The organism is Mesorhizobium sp. XAP4, from assembly GCF_029269325.1.
GTDB lineage: Bacteria > Pseudomonadota > Alphaproteobacteria > Rhizobiales > Rhizobiaceae > Mesorhizobium > Mesorhizobium ciceri.
Genome location: NZ_JARIXW010000004.1, coordinates 157,799 through 172,628 on the forward strand (window position 1 = coordinate 157,799; position 14,830 = coordinate 172,628).

Consider the following 14,830-nt stretch of genomic DNA (forward strand, 5'->3'; position numbering starts at 1 on the left):
ATGGCTTGTGGAGGGCCGTATAAGCGTGATTCCGAAAAGTTGCAGACTTTTCGGAGCCAATCACGCGGCTGGAAACCGCGCGCGGCGAAAGTCTTGCGACGGCGCGCTTATGGACGAAGACGGCGCTGCGATCAAGACGGCGCTGCGAGCGTGTCGGGCGCTACTCGTCCCGGTCGGTCTTTGCGATCGGTGGCGCCGACTTGCCAGATCCCCGCTTGACGTTGCGACGGATCATGCCGAAATCGGCGCCGCCGGTGGCAAACGCCGTGATGAAGTACAGCAGCGCCCCACCCGCAACCAGCGACAGCAGCGTCGTCGCCTTGACCACCAGCGGCGAGCCGGGCCCGAGCCTGACGGCGAACCAATGCTCTGCAAAATAGAGCGCTGCCCCCATCACGATAGCCGACAGCACCAGACGTGGAATGCGCTTCATCAGCGGCACGTCGCGGCCCCAGTGGCCGCGCCGGATCAGGACGCCGAGCAGCATCACCGCGTTGACCCAGCCGGCGACGGCCGAGGCCACCGCAATGCCGGGTGCGCCCATCCGTGGAAACAGCGTCAGCGCCGTGGTGACGTTCACCGCCACCGAGATGGCGGCAAAGATCATCGGTGTACGCGTGTCCTCTCGGGCGAAATAACCCGGCGTGAATGCCTTGATCAGCACGAAGGCCGGGAGGCCGAGGCCGAAGATCGCCAGGATCGCCGCCACCGTCGGCGTCGAGCCGTTGGCGGCGAACGCGCCGCGCTCATAGACCAGCCGTACGATCGGCTCCGACATCACCCAGAGTGCGGCGGCTGCCGGTAGCGTCAGGAACAGCGTGAACTCGACCGAGCGGTTTTGCAGATTGGCCGCCTCGATCAAATTGCCCGACTTCAGCGCGCGCGACAGTTCGGGCAACAGCACGATGGCGACCGCGACACCGACCACGCCGAGCGGCAACTGGTAGATGCGGTCGGCATAGGCGAGCGAGGAGACCGCGCTGTTCTGCGCCGAGGCGATCGCCGTGCCGATCAATTGGTTGATCTGGGTGATGCCGCCGGTGATGGCCGCCGGCAGCGCCAGGATCAGCAGCCGCTTGACCGCAGGCGTCATTCTGGGACGGCGAAAGCCGATCGAGATGCCGGCATGGCGCACTGCCACCCAGACGATCGCCAGCTGCACCAGTCCGGCGGCAAGCACGCCCCAGGACAGCCCGTAGCCGACTGTGAGGGCATCCGAGCCCTTGTACCAGGCATAGGCGAGCACGCCGATCAGGATGATGTTGAGGAACACCGGCGCCACGGCGGCGGCGAAATAGCGGCGCAGCGAATTCAGCATCCCCGCCATCATCGCGCCCAGCGACATGCAGATCAGATAAGGGAACATGATCGTCGCCAGCGTCACCGTGGTGTCGAACTTCCCCGGCGTGCCGGCAAAACCCGGCGCCACCAGATAGCGCACGATCAGCGGCATCGACAGTTCCATGATGATGGTCAGCGCCAGCAGCGCCGTGAACAGCACGCCGAACACTTCCTCGGAAAAGCGCTTGGCGCCTTCGGTGCCGTGGGTCTCGATCTCCTTGGCGAACAGCGGCACGAAGGCGGCGTTGAAGGCGCCCTCGGCAAACAGCCGGCGAAAGGTGTTGGGAAACTGGAAGGCGGCGTTGAAGGCATCGGCGACCGGTCCGGTGCCGAGTGCGGCGGCCATCAGCATCTCGCGGCCGAAACCGAGCGCGCGGCTCATCAGCGTGCCGGAAGCGACCGTTGCGAATTTCTTGACGAGGCTCATGCTTTTGGGAACTGCCTGCGGAATTGGGACAAAGTGATGGTCGTTGTCACTCGGCCGCCGCCCTGGACTTGCCGCCGCGTTCGGGCACGATGCCTTCGAGCGTTGCCATCAGCCGATTGCGGATGGTGGCGATGCGGGCCGGGCTATCTATCTTCTGGCCAGTGAGATCGGTGACATAGAAAGTGTCGATGACCTTTTCGCCGAAGGTGGTGATGTGGGCCGATGCGATGTCAAGCGACAGGTCGGAAAGCGTTCCGGTGATCTCCGACAGCAGCCCAGGCCGGTCGAGGCCCTCGACCTCGATGACCGAAAAACGATTCGACAGCGTGTTGCGGATTTCGGCACGCGGCGGGATCTTGAACACCTTGGAGCCGCGCCGCGGCTTGGTGCGCTTCTCGATCATTTCCGGCAGCCAGCTCTTGCCCGACAGCACGTCCTCGATCAGCCGGCCGACACGCTCGGCACGCCGGCGCTCGTCCTCGTCGCGGTCGAATTCTCTGCTGATCAGGATCGTGTCGAGCGCACGGCCGTCCGACGTCGTGAAGATCTGCGCGTCGACAATGTTGCCGCCGGCCCCGGCGCACGCCCCGGCGATGACCGAGAGCAGGCGGGGGTGGTCCTGCGCCAGCACGGTGATTTCGGTCACCGCCTCGAACTGGTGGGTCTTGACCATGGTGGCAAGCTTGTTGCCTGACGCGTCAGCCTCACGAATGAATTCGGCATGGCGCAGCTGGTCTGCGAGATCGACGGTCAAAAGGTAATTCTCGTAGTGCTGGCCGACATAGCGCTTGCGGGTCTTGTCCGGCCAGTCGGCAAGCGCCTCGGCCAGACGCTCGCGCGCCGCCGCCGTGCGTTGCGCGCGCGACACTTCCGAAAACCCGCCGGTCAACAGCAATTCGGTCTCGTAGTAGAGCGTGCGCAGCAACTGGCCCTTCCAGCCGTTCCAGACACCCGGTCCGACGCCCCTGATGTCGCAGACGGTGAGGATCAAAAGCAGCTTCAGCCGCTCGACCGACTGCACGATCGCGGCGAAATCCTCGATGGTCTTGCGGTCGTTGAGGTCGCGGGTCTGGGCTGTCATCGACATCACGAGATGGTTCTCGACCAGCCAGGCAACGGTCTCGGTATCGGCAGGCGACAGCCCCATATGCGGACAGATACGGCGTGCGATCCTGGCCCCCGCCTCGGAATGATCCTCCGGCCTCCCCTTGGCGATGTCGTGCAGCAGTACGGCGACATAGAGCGCCTCGCGGCTCTTCTTCAGCCCCGGCATCAGCGTGTGCGACAGGGGATGGACCTTTTCGCCGTCGCCGCGTTCGATCTCGGCCAGCACGCCGATGCAGCGGATCAGATGCTCGTCCACCGTGTAGTGGTGGTACATCGAGAACTGCATCATGGCGACGATCTTGCCGAAATCCGGGATCAGCCTGCCGAGCAGCCCGGCCTCGTTCATGCGGCGCAGATTGAGTTCGGCATTGCGATCCGAGGTCAATATGTCGAGGAACAGCCGGTTGGCCTCCTCGTCGCGCCGCAGCGACTTGTTGACCAGGCCGAGCGAACGGGTCAGCAGCTTCAGCGCATCGGGGTGGAATTCCAGACCGTGCTTGTCGGCGAACCAGAACAGCCTGAGCAGATTGACCGGATCGCGCTCGAACACCTGGTCGTCGGCGATGTTGATGCGGTGGTTGTCGACAATGAAGTCCGACGTGCCGGCCAGCTTGCGCTTGCGCCGCGAGAAAGTCAGGAAGATGCGGTTGAAGCCCGGCACGTGCTTGGCCTGCTCCTCCTCGAGCGCGGCACAGAAGATGCGGGTCAGGTCGCCGACGTCCTTGGCAACGAGGAAGTAGTGCTTCATGAAGCGCTCGACCGCCGACAGGCCGGGGTGCGTGGTGTAGCCGAGCCGTTCGGCGATCTCGCGCTGGATGTCGAAATGCAGCCGCTCCTCGGCCTTGCCGGTGAGGAAATGCATGTGACAGCGTACCGCCCACAGGAAATCCTCGGCTTTCTGGAACTCGCGGTACTCGCCCTCGGTGAAGACGCCTTTATCGACCAATTCCTCGCCGGTGCGCACCCGGTAGAAATATTTGCCGATCCAGAACAGCGTCTGCAGATCGCGCAGGCCACCCTTGCCGTCCTTGACGTTGGGCTCGACCAGATAGCGGCTTTCGCCGGCCTTGGCATGGCGGTCATCGCGTTCGGCAAGCTTGGCCTGGACATATTCGGGGCCGGTCGTGCGCACCACCTCATGGTCGAAGCGCAGCATCAGTTCATCATAGAGCTTTTCCTCGCCCCACAGAAAACGTGCTTCGAGGATCGAGGTGCGGATGGTGACATCGGTGCGCGACAGGCGCAGGCATTCGTCGATATTGCGTGTGGCGTGGCCGACCTTCAGCCCCAGGTCCCACAGCATGTAGAGCATGTATTCGACTGTCTGTTCGCCCCACGGCGTCTGCTTGTAAGGCAGCAGGAACAACAGGTCGATGTCGGACCCCGGCGCCAGCGTTCCACGGCCGTAGCCGCCGACAGCGACGACGGCCATGCGCTCCGCGGAGGACGGGTTCTTGACCCGGTAGACATGGGTGACGGCGAAATCGTAAAGCGCCCGGATGATCTCGTCCATGAGATGCGACAGCCGCGCCGCGCAGGCGCTGCCGCCGCCATCGTCCCTCAGCATGCGTTCGGCAATGGCGCGCCCGTCCGCCAGTCGTCCCTTGAGCAGCTGGAGCACACCATTGCGCGCAGCCTGCCCTGAGCCGTCGCCCGCCGTGCCCGCGGTCAGCGCGGTCATCTCGCGGCGCAAGGCTTCGCCGTCGATCAATTCGTCGAGCTTCAGGGAGATTCTTGCCATATATCCAGTCGGCCTTGCCGTTTCGGCGGCGTCTATAGCGCGTTTTGGCGGCGCTGGGTATGGGGCGTTGAAGCCGGTTCAAGACCCGGCTGAGTTTTGGCTCGGATAAGTAAATGGAATGACCATTCTTCGCTTCAGTCGACCGAAATCGACAATGCGCTTGCCTATTCGCCGAGCCTCGGCTTTGACCCTCGCTATGGCTGTCTTTCTGCGTTTCCCGGTCCCGGCAGGTGCGGCGCACTGGATATCCCGCTTTTCTCTGAGCAGGCTTGGCAAATGGAGCGCCCTGTCGCCAAGGAACTGATCTTGCGCGCAGAGCGCAGGAACAAGCTGATAGATCGTCTCGCCTCGCAAAACCGAAAACTCGGGGTTGAAGACAAGGTCGTCGACAGCGATGCCGATCTCCTCGGTGGCCTTGATCAGGTCGAGCGCGGTTTGCCTGGAGATGATGTAGCCGGCGGTTCCTATATGTCCGGCGTCGAGTTTGGATGTGGAAAAGCCGTGACCGATGGCAATGCGCTTGCGTCGGATCACGGTCTTACAGAAGTAGCTTTCGAGCTTGACGACTTCGGCATCGGCTGGGATCCAGTCGCTGTCGCGAAGCAATGCGCCGGCTTTTGCGGCAAAGACGATGTCGTCCTCGAAAATCGCCCCGTAGCGGGCGTCGCCTTGCGCGATGACAGCCCAGCAGGCCCGGTGACTGAGCAGGCAGGCGATCTCGCCGTCAGTCAATGGCAGCCTGTTCCGATATCCGACATTTTGCGGCAGCTGGTCCAGCTCCGGCCGGTCGCGTGCGTCTATGGCCTGAACGCGTTCGAATGCAACGCCGATGCGGGCAAACTCCGCCGTCACACGGGCAAGGCGATCGGGAGACCGATCGAGATTGATGACCAGACGCTTCATTGCCGAAGAAAATCCCCACCCCCGCGACGCTCGCGCTTTCTAGCAGGCCTGGTGTTGCCGCGTGAGACTTTTTCTGGGGTGGATGGACGCGCCGTGGACCGGAGAAGAAAAGTCGAAACAGCCCTTGACCTTCCAGTTACTGGAAGCCCTATCTCCACGTCACACACCGATCCATCAAGGCATTTTCGAATGACGCATTCCGATCACGATCATCACGCGCACGGTAGCTGCTGCTCGACAAAAGGCGCCGTGCCCACCACGAAGAGCGTCGTCCGCGACCCGGTCTGCGGCATGACTGTCGATCCGGCGGCTGGCAAGCCGACGGTCGAACATGATGGCCATCTCTATCATTTCTGCAGCCAGGGCTGCCGCACGAAATTCGTCGCCGAACCGGAAGAATTCCTGACCGCCACCGATCCGGTCTGCGGCATGAGCGTCGACCGCGCGACAGCCAGGTACTTTGCCCGCCACGAAGGCCGGGGCTTCTATTTCTGCTCGGCCGCTTGCCAGGCGAAATTCGAGGCGGAGCCGCAAAAATATCTCGGCGGCAGGCCAGCACCGCAGCCGATGCCCAAGGGCACGCAATACACCTGCCCGATGCACCCGGAGATCGTCCGCGACAAGCCCGGATCCTGCCCGAAATGCGGCATGGCGCTGGAGCCGATGGGCATACCAACGGGTGACGAGGGTCCCAATCCGGAACTGGTCGATTTCACCAGGCGATTCTGGGTCAGTGCCGCTCTATCCGTCCCTTTGCTGGTCGTCGCCATGGCGCCGATGCTTGGCCTGACTTTCCAGGCTTTTGTCGACGAGCGGACGAAGGTCTGGCTTGAGCTGGCATTGGCCAGCCCCGTCGTGTTGTGGGCGGCACTGCCTTTCTTCCACCGCGGCTGGGATTCGCTCGTCAACCGCAGCCCCAACATGTGGACGCTGATCTCGCTCGGCGTCGGCGCTGCCTATCTCTACAGCGTCGTCGCCACGCTGTTTCCGGATATCTTTCCGCATCAGTTCCGCGGCCATGGCGGTGCGGTGCCGGTTTATTTCGAGGCTGCCGCCGTCATCGTCGCGCTGGTCTTCCTTGGCCAGGTGCTGGAGCTGCGCGCCCGTGAAAAGACCGGTTCGGCGATCCGCGCCTTGCTCGATCTCGCACCGAAGACAGCGCGGCTGATCGCCGCCGATGGTTCCGAAAACGACGTGCCTCTGGACGCCGTCAAGGCCGGCGATCGCCTGCGCATACGCCCCGGTGACGCCGTGCCGGTCGATGGCACGGTGCTGGAAGGACGGTCCTCGCTCGACGAATCGATGATCACGGGCGAGCCGTTGCCGGTCGAGAAGGTCGAGGGCGATGCGCTGACCGGCGGCACGCTCAACAAGAATGGTGCGCTGATCATGCGCGCTGAGAAGGTCGGCGCCGAGACGACGCTGGCGCGCATCGTCGAGCTCGTCGCCAAGGCGCAGCGCTCGCGCGCCCCGATCCAAGGGTTGGCTGATCGCGTTTCTTTCTACTTTGTCCCGGCCGTCGTCCTTGTCGCGATTGTCGCCTTCATCGCTTGGGCCGTGTTTGGACCCGAGCCCAGCCTGATCTTTGCCATCGTCTCGGCGGTGTCGGTGCTGATCATCGCTTGTCCCTGTGCGCTCGGCCTGGCGACGCCGATGTCGATCATGACCGCCACCGGGCGCGGGGCGCATGCCGGCGTGCTGATCAAGGAAGCCGCAGCACTCGAACGCTTCGCTTCCGTCGACACGCTGATCGTCGACAAAACGGGGACGCTGACCGAAGGCCGGCCGAAGCTGACCGATGTCGTCACGGCAAACGGCTTCTCCGAAGACGAATTACTGGCGCTTGCCGCGGGCCTGGAGAAAGGCTCGGAGCATCCGCTGGCTGAAGCCATCGTCGACGGCGCCGCTACGCGCGGCGTGACCGTTGCAGAGGCCAGCGGCTTCGAGGCGGTCACCGGGAAGGGTGTGTCCGGTTCGGTCTCGGGAAAGACGGTCGCGCTCGGGAACGCCGCGATGATGGCCGACCTTGGCGTCGACATCGCATCCATCTCGGCCAAGGCCGAGGCGCTGCAACTCGAAGGCAAGACGGCGATGTTCGTTGCTGTCGACAAAAAACCGGCCGGCATCGTCGCCGTCGCCGACCCTATCAAGACAACGACGGCCGAGGCGATCAAGGCGCTGCATGAAAGCGGCTTGCGGATCGTCATGGCGACCGGCGACAATGAACGCACGGCCAACGCGATCGCAAGAAGCCTCGGCATCGACGAGGTCCGCGCCGGCCTGCTGCCGGAACAGAAGGCAGCCCTTGTCGAGGAACTGCGCGCAAAAGGCACCGGCGTTGCCATGGCCGGCGACGGCGTCAACGATGCACCGGCCCTTGCCGCCGCCGATGTCGGCATCGCCATGGGCACCGGCGCCGATGTCGCCGTCGAAAGCGCCGGCATCACCTTGGTCAAAGGCGACCTCAACGGCATCGTGCGGGCGCGCACGCTGGCTCAGGCGACGATCCGCAACATCCGCCAGAACCTGTTCTTTGCCTTCCTCTACAACGTGCTTGGCGTGCCGGTCGCCGCCGGCGTGCTCTATCCGCTCACCGGCACGCTTCTGTCGCCGATGCTGGCAGCGGCGGCGATGAGCCTGTCCTCGGTGTCGGTGATCGCAAACGCATTGCGGCTGAGAACATTGAAACTCTGATCCAAGCCCCCAAATACGAAACCCATCCACAGGAGACCATGTATGACCTTCGCCAAAAAACTCGTGCTGCTGCTGATGGCGGCCGGAATGCTGGTTGCCGTCTTCCTCGAAAGCGTTCCGGCGCAGAGCGAAGAGATGAAACACGACATGGGCGCCATGGCGACGGACGCGACCAGTCCTTCGACGGAAGGCTACAAGGCGGCGATGGACAAGATGCATGCCGACATGATGGCGTCCGACTACACCGGCAATGCCGACGTCGATTTCGTCAGAGGCATGATCCCGCACCATCAGGGTGCGATCGACATGGCCAAGGTTGAACTTGCCAATGGCAAGGACCCGGAAATCCGCAAGCTGGCCGAAGGCGTCATCGCCGCGCAGAAAGCAGAGATCAAGCAGATGCAGGCCTGGCTCGCCGCCCATCCGGTGAAGTAAGTCTTCAGCCATCGCCAGCGCGGCGAGAACGCCTCTGGATTTATCGCCCAGCCTGTGATGCGATCCGGCCCCAACTGGAGCCCGCCATGCCGACCATCAGAACCACCAAACTGTCCTCCGGCGAAGCCGTTCAGGTGCTTGGCCAGGGCACATGGAAGATGGGCGAAGATTCCCGTCGCCGCGCCGATGAGGTCAATGCCCTCAAGCTCGGCCTCGACCTCGGCATCACGTTGATCGACACCGCCGAAATGTATGCCAGCGGCGGTGCCGAGGAGGTGGTGGCCGAAGCCATTGCCGGGCGCCGCGACGAGACCTTCCTGGTCTCGAAAGTGCTACCGTCGAACGCCTCGCGCGCGGGCGTGCAGCGCGCCTGCGAAAACAGCCTGAAACGCCTGCGCACCGACCGCATCGATCTCTATCTCTTGCATTGGCCCGGCAGCGTGCCATTGACGGAAACCGTCGCGGCCTTCGAGGCCCTGAAAAAGGCCGGCAAGATCCGCCACTGGGGCGTCAGCAATTTCGACACCGACGAGATGGAAGAGCTGATCGGCCTGCCCGATGGCGGCAATGTCCAGACCAACCAGGTGCTCTACAATTTGGTCCGGCGTGGCCTCGAATTCGATCTGGCGCCCTGGAGCCGGCAGCGCGGCATCCCCTTGATGGCCTATTCTCCGGTCGAGCAGGGTGCGTTGGCGCGCAATGCCAGGCTCGAAGCCATCGCCGTCCGCCACAATGCGACCCCAGCGCAAATCGCCCTGGCCTGGGTGATGCATCAGGAGGGCGTCATCGCCATCCCGAAGGCCAGCAGCGAGGAGCATGTCCGCCAGAATGTCGCTGCGCTCGACATCAAGCTTGCGCCGCAGGACATCGCCGATCTCGACCGCGCCTTCCCGCCACCAGCGCGCAAGCGCGGGTTGGAGATGATCTGACTATGTCCCCGCCAACCCCTTCAGCCGGTAGAGCGCTTCCAGCGCCTCGCGTGGCGTCATTTCGTCCGGGTTGATGTCGCCGAGTGCCGCGCCCAGCGCGTCGCTCTTGATCGGCTTCGGCGCTTCTCGCTTCACCGCCACCGAAAACAATGGAAGATCGTCGACCAGCCGGTTGGTCTTGCCCGAAACTTCGCCCTCTTCCAGTTGGTGCAGCACTTCCTTGGCCCGGTCGACCACCGCTTCCGGCAGGCCGGCCAGCCGCGCCACCTGCACGCCGTAGGAGCGGTCGGCGGCACCCTTGCCGACCTCGTGCAGGAAGACGACGTCGTTTTCCCATTCCTTGACCCGCATGGTGACGTTGGAGAGACGCGCCAGCTTGCCGGCCAGCGAGGTCATTTCGTGGAAATGGGTGGCGAAGATTGCCCGGCAGCGGTTCTTCTCATGCAGATATTCAACCGCGGCCCAGGCGATCGACAGGCCATCGAAAGTGGCGGTGCCGCGGCCGATCTCGTCGAGGATCACCAGTGCGCGCTCGCCGGCCTGGTTGAGGATCGCTGCCGTCTCGACCATCTCGACCATGAAGGTCGAGCGGCCGCGCGCCAGATCGTCCGAGGCGCCGACACGCGAGAACAGCCGGTCGACGACGCCGATATGGGCCGATGTCGCCGGCACGAACGAGCCGGTCTGGGCCAGGATGGCGATCAGCGCGTTTTGCCGCAGGAATGTCGATTTACCGCCCATGTTCGGGCCGGTCAAAAGCCAGATCGCGCCGTTCCGGGCAGCTCCCTCCGGCGACAGGTCGCAATCATTGGCGACGAACGGGCCTTCGCCGGAGCGGCGCAAGGCCTGTTCGACCACCGGATGCCGCCCGCCCGTAATCTCGAAGGCAAGGCTCGAATCCACCACCGGCCGGCACCAGGCTTCGCTTTCCGACAGAAGCGCGAGCGCCGCGGAGACATCGAGCACGGCCAGCGCATCGGCGCCGGCACGGATCTTCTCCGCTTCGCCGACCGCTTCCGTCGTCAGCGCCTCGAAGGCGGCCAGTTCGATGTTGAGCGCCCGGTCGGCGGCATTGGCGATCTTGGTCTCGAGCTCGGCAAGCTCGGTCGTGGTAAAGCGCATGGCGTTGGCCATGGTCTGGCGGTGGATGAAGCGCGCCTTGGCGCCATCGCTGCTGGTCATCACCGCATGATGGTTGGCGGTCACCTCGATATAGTAGCCAAGCACATTGTTGTGCCGGATTTTCAGCGAGCGGATGCCGGTCTCGTCGATCAGCGAGCGTTCCAGCCCGGCGATCACCTTTCGCGATTCGTCGCGCAGCGCCCGCATTTCGTCGAGATCGGCATGGTAGCCGCCACGAACGAAGCCGCCGTCGCGCTTGAGCAGCGGCAGTTCGTCGCCAAGTGCCTGCATTAGATGCTGCGAAAGCGCTTGGGGCAGTGCATGGATGGCGGCCAATGCCGCCGCAAGTTCCGGGGGCAGGGCGGTGGCGGCAAAGATTTCGGCGATCGCGCCTGCAGCCTCGAAGCCGGCGCGCAGCGCGCCGAGGTCGCGCGGCCCACCCCGGTTGAGCGCCAGCCTGGACAGCGCGCGGGGCATGTCGGCAACGCTCTTCAGGCTCGACCGCACCGCCTGGCAAAGTCGCGTTTCGGAACGGAAGAACGACACTGAGTCCAGCCTGGCGCCGATCGCCGCCGGGTCGGTCAGCGGCGCCATCAGCCGGTCGGCGAGCAGCCTTGCGCCGCCGCCGGTCACCGTGCGGTCGATCGCCTTGAACAGCGAGCCTTCGCGGCTGCCCGACAACGTGCGCAGCAGTTCCAGATTGCCGCGTGTCGCCGGATCGATGAACAGGGTCGAACCCTGCTCCTCGCGTTCGGGCCGCGACAGCGGCGGGCGCTCCGCTTTCTGCGTCTTCTCGACATAGGCAATGGCGCCCGAGATCGCCGACAGTTCGGCGCGCGAAAAGGCGCCAAAACTGTCCGGCGTCGCCACATCGAAGAAGCGGGCGATGCGCCCTGTCGCCGACGCCGAATCGAACAGTGACGGAGGTTGCGGGCTGGCGACGCGGCCGAGCACGTCGAACACCGGCTTCAGCTCCGGATCGTGGAACACTGGCTCGGCAACGATCAACTCACGCGGATCGACACGGAAGATGTCAGCCAAAAGCCGGTCGGCGGTGGTGTCGGTGACGCGGAAGGCGCCGGTCGAGATGTCGATCCAGGCCAGCGCAAAGGAGTGGTCCGCTCCGCCTTTCACCCGCCCCAGCGCCATCAGGAAGCTCGATTCCGACGGCGCCAGCAATTTGTCCTCGGTGATGGTGCCTGGTGTCACCAGCCGCACCACATCGCGGCGCACCACCGATTTGCCGCCGCGTTTCTTCGCCTCGGCCGGATCCTCGATCTGTTCGCAGACGGCAACGCGGAAACCCTGGCCGATCAGCTTCTGCAGATAGTCGTCAGCAGCATGCACCGGCACGCCGCACATCGGAATGTCGAGCCCTTGATACTTGCCGCGCTTGGTCAAGACGATGCCCAGCGCCCGGCTCGCCTTCTCGGCATCGTCGAAGAACAGCTCGTAGAAATCGCCCATGCGGTAGAACAGCAGCGAATCCGGGTTTGCCGCCTTGATCTCGATGAATTGCTCGATCATCGGCGTGGCGCCGGCGTGGGCGGTCGGCACCGGCGTCATCGCCTCGGGGGCGTCTGGCTCGTTCGGGCTGTGCATGTTCATGCGCCGCACGCTAGCAGATGTGATCGCGCGGTTTAATGCCGGGGCTTCGAAAAACAGGGGACGACCGGGACGGCAGGATGCCCGCAATCGCGCGTACCAACCGCGATTCCGCACGCTGGCGGTTTACACGCGGCGGCGCGTGGTCTTAATTCGGTCCGACACAAAGCACCCGCTTCAACGAGGTGCTGCACCGGTGAGGAAATCAAGTACATCATGGCCAGGAAAACCGAGAACAGCGGTCCGTCCGTCAGTGCGCAGGAAGCGCTCGAATTCCACGCCATGGGTCGGCCGGGCAAGCTGGAGGTCGTCGCCACCAAGCCCATGGCAACGCAGCGCGACCTTAGCCTCGCCTATTCGCCTGGTGTCGCGGTTCCGGTCCTGGCCATCGCCGAAGACCCCTCGCGCGCCTTCGACTACACGACGCGCGGCAATATGGTCGCAGTCATCTCCAACGGCACAGCCATCCTCGGCCTTGGCAATCTCGGCGCGCTGGCCTCCAAGCCGGTGATGGAGGGCAAGGCGGTGCTGTTCAAGCGCTTCGCCGATGTCGATTCCATCGACCTCGAGGTCGACACCGAGGACGCCGACGAGTTCATCAACTGCGTGCGTTTCCTCGGGCCCTCTTTCGGCGGCATCAATCTCGAGGACATCAAGGCGCCGGAATGCTTCATCATCGAGCAGCGGCTGCGCGAATTGATGGACATTCCGGTCTTCCATGACGACCAGCACGGCACTGCGATCATCTCCGCCGCCGGCCTGATCAACGCGCTGGAGATCACCGGTCGCGACATGAAGACCACGAAAATGGTCTGCAACGGCGCCGGCGCCGCCGGCATCGCCTGCATCGAGCTGATGAAGGCGATGGGCTTTTCGCCCGAAAACATCATCCTGTGCGACACCAAGGGCGTGGTTTTCCAGGGCCGCACCGAAGGCATGAACCAGTGGAAATCGGCGCATGCGGTCAAGACCGAGGCGCGCAGCCTCGCCGAGGCGCTCGACGGCGCCGACGTCTTCCTCGGCCTCTCCGCCAAGGGCGCGCTGACCACCGCCATGGTGCAGTCGATGGCCAAGAACCCGATCATCTTCGCCATGGCCAATCCCGACCCGGAAATCACGCCGGAGGAGGTCGCCGAAATCCGCACAGACGCCATCATGGCCACAGGGCGTTCCGATTATCCCAATCAGGTCAACAACGTGCTCGGCTTCCCCTATATCTTCCGCGGCGCGCTGGATGTCAGGGCAACCACCATCAATGACGACATGAAGATCGCCGCCGCCCAGGCGCTGGCGGCACTGGCGCGCCAGGACGTGCCCGACGACGTCGCCGCCGCCTATCAGGGCAATCGGCCGAAATTCGGCCCCAACTACATCATCCCGGTGCCGTTCGACCCGCGCCTGATCTCGGCCATTCCGATTGCGGTCGCCAAGGCGGCGATGGATTCAGGCGTCGCCCGCAAGCCGATCCTTGACCTCGACCGTTACGCGCAGGAACTGTCGGCCCGCCGCGACCCAATCGCCTCGACCCTGCAGCGCATCTACGACCGCGTGCGCCGCCAGCCCAAGCGCATCGTCTTCGCCGAGGGCGAGGAGGAACAGGTCATGCGCGCCGCCGTCTCCTATGTGAACCAGAAGCTCGGCACCGCCATCCTGCTCGGCCGCGACGACGTCATCAAGGAAAACGCCAAGCACGCCGGCATCGATCTCAACAAGCAAGGCATCGAGATCATCAATGCAAGGCTGTCGCGCCGCAACGGCATCTACACCGACTACCTCTACGAGCGCATGCAGCGCAAAGGCTTCCTGTTTCGCGACTGCCAGCGGCTGATCAACAACGATCGCAACCACTTTGCCGCCTGCATGGTGGCGCTGGGTGACGCCGACGGCATCGTCACCGGCGTCACCCGCAACTATTCGACCGCGCTCGACGACATCCGCCGCGTCATCGATGCCAAGCCCGGCCACCGCGTCATCGGCGTCTCGATCGTGCTGGCGCGGGGCAAGACCGTGCTGGTCGCCGACACCGCCGTGCACGATATGCCGAACGCCGAGCAGATCGCCGACATCGCCGAGGAGGCGGCAGGCTTTGCCCGCCGCATGGGTTATGAGCCGAGGCTCGCCATGCTCGCCTATTCCACCTTCGGCCATCCGCAGGGCGAACGCTCCGAGCGCGTCCAGGAAGCCGTGCGCATCCTCGACAAGCGCCGCGTCGATTTCGAATATGACGGCGAAATGGCCGCCGACGTCGCCCTCAACGCCCGCGCCATGGCGCAATATCCGTTCATCCGCCTGACCGGCCCGGCCAATGTGCTGATCATGCCGGCGTTCCACTCGGCCTCGATTTCGACCAAGATGTTGCAGGAACTCGGCGGCTCGACGGTGATCGGGCCGCTGCTGGTCGGCCTGAACAAGCCGGTTCAGATCGTGTCGCTGAATGCCAAGGACAGCGATATCGTCAACATGGCGGCGATCGCGGCGTACACGGCGGGGACTTGAGGGGCATCACTCCGGTGCTGAGACTGCTCC

8 protein-coding genes are annotated in these 14,830 nt (G+C 64.2%); 4 read left to right on the top strand and 4 right to left on the bottom strand.

Annotation, left to right across the window (positions count from 1 at the left end; genetic code table 11):
• Positions 1–160 precede the first annotated feature (160 nt).
• The 3 genes from murJ to P3C39_RS18420 all read right to left on the bottom strand — a co-directional run bounded on the left by murJ (position 161) and on the right by P3C39_RS18420 (position 5,519).
• Complete coding sequence (gene murJ / locus P3C39_RS18410) at positions 161–1,768, bottom strand: murein biosynthesis integral membrane protein MurJ (protein WP_275954141.1); 1,608 nt, start codon at positions 1,766–1,768, stop codon at positions 161–163.
• Positions 1,769–1,814: 46 nt separating this feature from the next.
• On the bottom strand, positions 1,815–4,616 hold the full coding sequence (locus P3C39_RS18415) for a [protein-PII] uridylyltransferase (RefSeq protein ID WP_063171105.1): 2,802 nt from the start codon (positions 4,614–4,616) through the stop codon (positions 1,815–1,817).
• A gap of 78 nt (positions 4,617–4,694) precedes the next feature.
• Positions 4,695–5,519, bottom strand: a complete 825-nt coding sequence (locus P3C39_RS18420; protein ID WP_024501800.1) for a glycosyltransferase family 25 protein — start codon at positions 5,517–5,519, stop codon at positions 4,695–4,697.
• A gap of 189 nt (positions 5,520–5,708) precedes the next feature.
• Here P3C39_RS18420 and P3C39_RS18425 point away from each other — a divergent pair, with 189 nt between their 5' ends.
• The 3 genes from P3C39_RS18425 (at position 5,709) to P3C39_RS18435 (ending at position 9,577) form a co-directional block, all read left to right on the top strand.
• The gene (locus P3C39_RS18425) at positions 5,709–8,213 is read left to right on the top strand and encodes a heavy metal translocating P-type ATPase (RefSeq protein ID WP_275954140.1); all 2,505 of its coding nucleotides are present in this window, start codon (positions 5,709–5,711) and stop codon (positions 8,211–8,213) included.
• Between the two features lie 42 nt (positions 8,214–8,255).
• A complete protein-coding gene (locus tag P3C39_RS18430; protein WP_224673728.1) occupies positions 8,256–8,648 on the top strand; it encodes a DUF305 domain-containing protein in 393 nt (130 codons plus the stop codon).
• An 86-nt stretch (positions 8,649–8,734) separates the two neighbouring features.
• Positions 8,735–9,577, top strand: a complete 843-nt coding sequence (locus P3C39_RS18435) for an aldo/keto reductase (protein WP_275954139.1) — start codon at positions 8,735–8,737, stop codon at positions 9,575–9,577.
• Here P3C39_RS18435 and mutS read toward each other — a convergent pair whose 3' ends face one another.
• Entirely contained in the window at positions 9,578–12,307 is a 2,730-nt protein-coding gene (gene mutS / locus P3C39_RS18440) for a DNA mismatch repair protein MutS (RefSeq protein WP_275954138.1), read from the bottom strand.
• 213 nt (positions 12,308–12,520) lie between these two features.
• Here mutS and P3C39_RS18445 point away from each other — a divergent pair, with 213 nt between their 5' ends.
• Complete coding sequence (locus tag P3C39_RS18445) at positions 12,521–14,800, top strand: NADP-dependent malic enzyme (protein WP_024501796.1); 2,280 nt, start codon at positions 12,521–12,523, stop codon at positions 14,798–14,800.
• Positions 14,801–14,830: the final 30 nt, after the last annotated feature.

Bases quoted from the DNA above. Each gene is read 5' to 3' on its own strand.
- P3C39_RS18425 (WP_275954140.1), top strand. From the start codon at position 5,709: ATGACGCATTCCGATCACGATCATCACGCGCACGGTAGCTGCTGCTCG.
- P3C39_RS18430 (WP_224673728.1), top strand. From the start codon at position 8,256: ATGACCTTCGCCAAAAAACTCGTGCTGCTGCTGATGGCGGCCGGAATG.
- P3C39_RS18415 (WP_063171105.1), bottom strand. From the start codon at position 4,616: ATGGCAAGAATCTCCCTGAAGCTCGACGAATTGATCGACGGCGAAGCC.
- P3C39_RS18435 (WP_275954139.1), top strand. From the start codon at position 8,735: ATGCCGACCATCAGAACCACCAAACTGTCCTCCGGCGAAGCCGTTCAG.
- murJ (WP_275954141.1), bottom strand. From the start codon at position 1,768: ATGAGCCTCGTCAAGAAATTCGCAACGGTCGCTTCCGGCACGCTGATG.
- P3C39_RS18420 (WP_024501800.1), bottom strand. From the start codon at position 5,519: ATGAAGCGTCTGGTCATCAATCTCGATCGGTCTCCCGATCGCCTTGCC.
- P3C39_RS18445 (WP_024501796.1), top strand. From the start codon at position 12,521: ATGGCCAGGAAAACCGAGAACAGCGGTCCGTCCGTCAGTGCGCAGGAA.
- mutS (WP_275954138.1), bottom strand. From the start codon at position 12,307: ATGAACATGCACAGCCCGAACGAGCCAGACGCCCCCGAGGCGATGACG.